At 58.7% G+C, this 4,940-nt stretch carries 9 protein-coding genes; 6 read left to right on the top strand and 3 right to left on the bottom strand.

Going from position 1 to position 4,940, the window contains the following annotated elements; all coding sequences use genetic code 11:
• Positions 1 to 25: 25 nt before the first annotated feature.
• Positions 26 to 787, top strand: coding sequence for a Uma2 family endonuclease (locus NW856_RS13115; protein ID WP_414400618.1), 762 nt, complete (start codon positions 26 to 28; stop codon positions 785 to 787).
• A gap of 43 nt (positions 788 to 830) precedes the next feature.
• Here the strand turns inward: NW856_RS13115 and NW856_RS13110 are convergent, their stop codons facing one another.
• The gene (locus tag NW856_RS13110) at positions 831 to 1,307 is read right to left on the bottom strand and encodes an urease accessory protein UreE (RefSeq protein WP_414330672.1); all 477 of its coding nucleotides are present in this window, start codon (positions 1,305 to 1,307) and stop codon (positions 831 to 833) included.
• Entirely contained in the window at positions 1,304 to 1,642 is a 339-nt protein-coding gene (locus NW856_RS13105) for a hypothetical protein (protein WP_011433606.1), read from the bottom strand. The genes NW856_RS13110 and NW856_RS13105 overlap by 4 nt, the downstream gene beginning before the upstream one ends.
• A gap of 42 nt (positions 1,643 to 1,684) precedes the next feature.
• On the opposite strand from NW856_RS13105, the gene NW856_RS13100 reads away from it, so the two are divergent.
• From NW856_RS13100 to NW856_RS13090, 3 genes are all read left to right on the top strand, one after another.
• Positions 1,685 to 2,011, top strand: a complete 327-nt coding sequence (locus tag NW856_RS13100; protein WP_011433607.1) for a phasin family protein — start codon at positions 1,685 to 1,687, stop codon at positions 2,009 to 2,011.
• Positions 2,012 to 2,118: 107 nt separating this feature from the next.
• On the top strand, positions 2,119 to 2,721 hold the full coding sequence (gene leuD, locus NW856_RS13095) for a 3-isopropylmalate dehydratase small subunit (RefSeq protein WP_414400616.1): 603 nt from the start codon (positions 2,119 to 2,121) through the stop codon (positions 2,719 to 2,721).
• Positions 2,718 to 3,773, top strand: a complete 1,056-nt coding sequence (locus NW856_RS13090; RefSeq protein ID WP_414400615.1) for an SAM-dependent methyltransferase — start codon at positions 2,718 to 2,720, stop codon at positions 3,771 to 3,773. The genes leuD and NW856_RS13090 overlap by 4 nt, the downstream gene beginning before the upstream one ends.
• On the opposite strand, the gene NW856_RS13085 is transcribed toward NW856_RS13090, so the two are convergent.
• Positions 3,770 to 3,964, bottom strand: a complete 195-nt coding sequence (locus NW856_RS13085; RefSeq protein ID WP_414400614.1) for a hypothetical protein — start codon at positions 3,962 to 3,964, stop codon at positions 3,770 to 3,772. The genes NW856_RS13090 and NW856_RS13085 overlap by 4 nt on opposite strands.
• Before the next feature lie 139 nt (positions 3,965 to 4,103).
• Here NW856_RS13085 and NW856_RS13080 point away from each other — a divergent pair, with 139 nt between their 5' ends.
• Complete coding sequence (locus tag NW856_RS13080; protein WP_011433611.1) at positions 4,104 to 4,343, top strand: hypothetical protein; 240 nt, start codon at positions 4,104 to 4,106, stop codon at positions 4,341 to 4,343.
• A gap of 85 nt (positions 4,344 to 4,428) precedes the next feature.
• Positions 4,429 to 4,842 (top strand): NfeD family protein, encoded by a 414-nt coding sequence (locus NW856_RS13075; protein ID WP_414329493.1) that lies wholly within the window; start codon positions 4,429 to 4,431, stop codon positions 4,840 to 4,842.
• Positions 4,843 to 4,940 lie beyond the last annotated feature (98 nt).

Here is a 4,940-nt window from a genome sequence, read left to right as displayed (position 1 = left end):
GTTCAGCAGTGTTCAGCGTAAATGTATCAGTCATCGATATTGCTCCGCAACACTGTCGCGACTGCTGGTAAGAGAGCTGGTCATGAGCGTCAGTAGCCCTTCCTTCCGTGAACTGCCCATCTTAGAAAGCGGCGATCGTCTCACCCGCGATGAGTTTGAACGGCGCTATCAAGCCATGCCTCAGCTCAAAAAAGCCGAGCTGATTGAGGGAATTGTTTACGTGGCATCTCCCCTCAGATATCGCCGACATGGCAGACCACACAGCCACATCATGGCCTGGCTGGGAGTTTATGAAGCAGCAACGCCGGGGGTTGAGTCGGCGGGCAATCCAACCGTTCGCCTGGACTTGGACAATGAGCCGCAGCCAGATGCCATATTGCGGATGCACGAATCTTGTGGGGGACAGTCCCGCATTAGCGAGGATGACTACATTGAGGGTGCACCGGAGCTGATTGTGGAGATTGCCGCCAGCACAGCTTCCTACGACCTGCATGATAAGCTGCGGGCCTACCGGCGCAACGGCGTGCGGGAATATCTGGTCTGGCTAACCCAAGAGCAAGCCTTTCGCTGGTATGTCTTCCAGAATGGAGAGTACGTGCTGCAACAGCCCAATGAGTCGGGCGTCTTGTACAGTCGAGTGTTTCCGGGGTTGTGGTTAGCCGTGGACGCGCTGCTGACGGGCAACATGCAGCAGGTGTTGGGTGTGCTGCAAAGGGGAATTGAGTCGGAGGAACACCGAGAGTTTGCAGCGCGGTTGGTAACCAGAGGAGCAGAGGGTGGGGCCTAGGCCATAGGTCTGAGGGACGGGTTTGTGCTCAGAGAGGCCCAGGTTAATGGCTGTGGGCCAACAGGTTGGGCTCGAAGACAGCCATCTCCAACCGAAACGGGATCCCCATGTGGGCCAGCCAGTCCTGCAGCGGATCATCGGCCAGCGCCAGGATCTGCCCTTGGGGGGAAACGTGGGCCGGACGGTGCCAATTGCCCAGTTGATGAATCACTTGGCCCATCTGGATGGGGTTTTCAGGTTGAATCAAGAGCACCGGTTCGGGTTGGGCTCTGACCCGAATGTGTCGCTGCGCATCCGCATAGAGCAGATCCCCATCGTGAAGATGGGTGCCGCGGGGCAGCATCAGCTGGATCTCGGTGCCCCAGTCGCTCACCAGCCGTTGCCGGGATCGCTGGCGGTCGTGCCAAGTGAGGGCAACCACTTCCAAGTGGCCGGGGATCCCCTCTGACGGCTCGTCCAGCAGTTGCGTCACCGTAATGGCCGCGGGCTCCTCTCCCGCAGCATGGGCATCTTCGCTCATGTTAGGGACTCCAGATATTGGCTGAGGTCTTCTTGAAGGCGAGAGAACTCCACTTCGGTGGAAAGGCGCAGCACCTTGGTTTTCAGAGTCACCAGCACCTTGGCTGCGTGGGGGCCAGCCCAGATGTTGGGGTTGCAGAACATCTCCAAGCTGAAATCTTCAGTAGGGTAACGAAACTCAACCGGCTCCTGAGGCTGCTGTCGGGAACGGATCTTGAGTCGCTCCAAGAGGATTTGCAGAGCCTTGTGCCATTGTTGTGCCGCCTCAGGCGAAAGGGAGAAACTGGCCGAGCCGGTTGCGAAGTTGAGGGCAAACTGAGGAAAATGGGTAGTCATGGAGGCCCGTACCGTTCGCGAAGCGTCCTTTGGAGGGCAGCATTGGACAACAACAGTATCTTACGTCAGCTCTTGCTAATGGGCGTGGGCACAACCACTCTGCTGGCAGAACAGTTGAGAAAGGCTGCCGACGACTTGGTGCAGAAGGGGCAGCTCAACCCAGAAGAGGCATCCAATGTCATCAACAACCTGCTCAACCAGGTGAAGGCCGAGCAGAGTAACTTTGAATCCTACGTTCAGCGGCAGGTGCGCAACGTCCTGCAGGATCTGGGCGTGCCCCGCCAATCGGAAATGGACGAGCTGCGGGGGCGGCTGGATCGGCTGGAGCGGCAGGTGCGCAATTTGGAAAATCAGGTTTACCGCCGGTAGCCGAGCTGAGCCTTCCCCTTTTGCCGGCTTTCCTTTGCCGTTGGGCAGGGTTTTGCCGAACGTTGCGATACCCTGAAGTCCTCTCTGGGAGAATTCATCAAGTTCCCATGTCAAGCGAAGTTTTGACCGTCACAGGCCGAGGGATCCCCCTGCTGGGCAACGACATCGACACCGATCGGATTATCCCGGCCCGCTTTTTGAAGTGCGTCACCTTCGACAGCTTGGGCCAGCACGTGTTTGCCGACGACCGCGCCCAGGATCCCGGCCAACACCCCTTCGATCAACCCCAGTACCAGGGAGCCCAGATCCTCGTGGTCAATGCCAATTTTGGCTGTGGCTCCAGCCGGGAGCATGCCCCCCAAGCGCTGGCCAAATGGGGGATCCGCGCCCTCATTGGCGAAAGCTTTGCCGAGATTTTCTTCGGCAACTGCTTGGCCCTAGGGATCCCTTGTGTTACGGCACCCCCGGCTGTGATTCAAGCCCTGCAGAAGGCGGTGGCGGAAAATCCCCAGCTCCAGTTAACGCTGGATCTGCCCAACAAACAGGTGCGCTGGGAGGCAAATACCGCTGCTGTGGAGATCCCCCAGGGAGCCTGGCAAATGCTGGTGCAGGGCACCTGGGACGCCACAGGACAACTGCTGGCCGCCCAAGCCCAGATTCAGCAAGTAGCCGCTTCTTTACCCTACGTGCGTTGGCAGCGAGCCCGTTGAGCAATCCTCTCCCCCCTGATACCCATACATGGCTGGGCAGCGCCGACCCGGATTTTATGGATTTGGCGATCCGGGAGATAGAAGCTGCGGATCCAGAGGCTGCCGTGCAGCGGCTAAAGGAAGCACCTGGCTTGGTATGGGTGTGCAGCCAACGCTCATTTGCTGACCTGGCTGAGGCTTGGCAAGCTGACCCGCCCATTTTTTTACGCCACATCTGCCCCATTCACCAAGAACGGCGGCTATCTGGGGGATCCCCAGTTGAATTGCGCCTTGATGGGGAAATGTTGGCAGCCATTGACCCCGCCCTCAGCTTTTCGGTTCAGACGCGCCTGTTTGGGGAGCGGAATCTCAAGCCCTTCCAGGTCAATGAAACCTTGGCAGAACAGGTGATGGCGGCGGTGGGATCCCCCCTGCAGGTCAAAGACCCCCAGCAGGTAATCTCGGTGGTGATCCTGGCTCAACCGATGGGCATTCGCGCTTGGCTGGGCCTATCCTTGGCTGCCCAGAACCTCTCCAACTGGGCCGGTGGGATCCATCGCTTTCGGCGGGATCCAGAGCAAATCAGCCGCTCCGAGTTTAAGCTGCTGGAGGCCATCCAGGTGTTTCAGATTCCCTTGGTGCCGGGGGGACAGGCTCTGGATCTGGGGGCAGCACCGGGGGGATGGTCGCGCATTTTGCGCCTATATGGCCAGCAGGTCACGGCAGTGGATCCGGGGGACTTGCACGAGCGCCTCAGCCAAGATCCGGGGATCTGCCACCATCGCCTCAGCGCCCAAGCCTACCTGGCCCGTGGCCCAGGCCGGTTTCACCTCATCCTCAACGACATGCGCATGGATGGCCCGGCTTCTGCCCGCCTGATGGTGGCTTTTGCCCCCCATCTGCAGCCACAGGGGAGAGCTGTGATGACCCTGAAGCTACCCCACCAACACCGCCTGCGGGTGCTGCGGCAAAGTCTGGAGATTTTGGGTAGTGCCTTCCCCCTGGTGAGAGCCCGCCACCTGTTTCACAATCGCAGCGAAGTCACCCTCTACTTGGGGATCCCTGCCCCTTAATCTGCCGTTTCCACCACCTGAATCTCCCGGCGGAGCACCATTTCGCGAATGGACTCCAGCAAGCCCATCTCTTCGGGGGAGATTTTGCCGTCCGACCGGATGGCGTTGACGATTTGATCCACCTCTGTGCGGGTGAGCTTTTTGTCTTCCAGCGCTCGATCCACCAGCGCTTGCAATTGCGAAAACTCCATAAGGCTCCTCTTGCTTGAACAGGTCTTGTCGCCTCATCTCCTCATCCAAGCTACCCGCCCTGCCCAAAATCTCCTGCAAGCGCAAGATTCTCTTCAGGTATCCTAAAGAAAACGTGAAACCCACCGAGAGGAAGACATCATGGCTGGCCCGGATCCCAGGAGCACCGCGCACGATTGCGCCACCCTCTGTCGAGATGGCTGTGTCTTGGGAGAGGACTGCCCCCACCGAGAGGCGGCTCGCCAAGCCGTGGCCTTTGTCATGAGCACCGACTGGGAGACCTTGATGCGGATCGCCGAATCCAAGAACCTACCCAAAAGCTCCCCTCAGGAAGAGATGGATCCCCTGCAGTTTTTGGAGAACTACCGCTTGGGCGGGTAGGCCCCAACTGAGTCTTCTCAAGGGATCCCTGCTGAGGATCCAGGGGTTTTGAGCCATACTGAATTTGGTGGGATCCCTGGATTCTATGGTTTGGCCTTGGATCGTCATAGGGTTAGTCCTCATTTCTGCCGAATTGTTTTTGCCAGAATTGGTTGCCGGCTCGGTGGGGCTGGCGGCGCTCTTGGCAGGGCTTTTGGCTTATTTGGGGCTGCCGATCTGGGTACAATTTGCCAGCTGGATTGGGGCATCGGTGGTGTTGATTATCCTCAGTCGCCGTCTGGTGCCCCATGGATCGGTTCAGGTAGAGGAATCTCGCGAGGCGCGGGCAATCACCCCCATTCCCCCAGGCGAACGGGGGCGGGTTTCTTATCTGGGTTCCACCTGGAACGCCAAGTGCAGCATTCCCAACCTGGAAATCCAAGCCGGACAGGAGCTCTACGTGGTGGAGCGACAGGGAAATACCCTCATTGTCATGCCGGCCAAGATGCTCAAGTCCTGACCTGGACAAATGTTTGTTTCCCTTGTTGCCTTGAGCGAGGGATCCCTGCTTGGGTGTGCATCAGAGGCGGGGATCTGGCATAATCACAAAAGCTAAGC

Source organism: Synechococcus sp. R3-13 (assembly GCF_047462195.1).
Lineage (GTDB): Bacteria > Cyanobacteriota > Cyanobacteriia > Thermostichales > Thermostichaceae > Thermostichus.
This window is presented reverse-complemented; position numbering and strand designations above follow the sequence as displayed.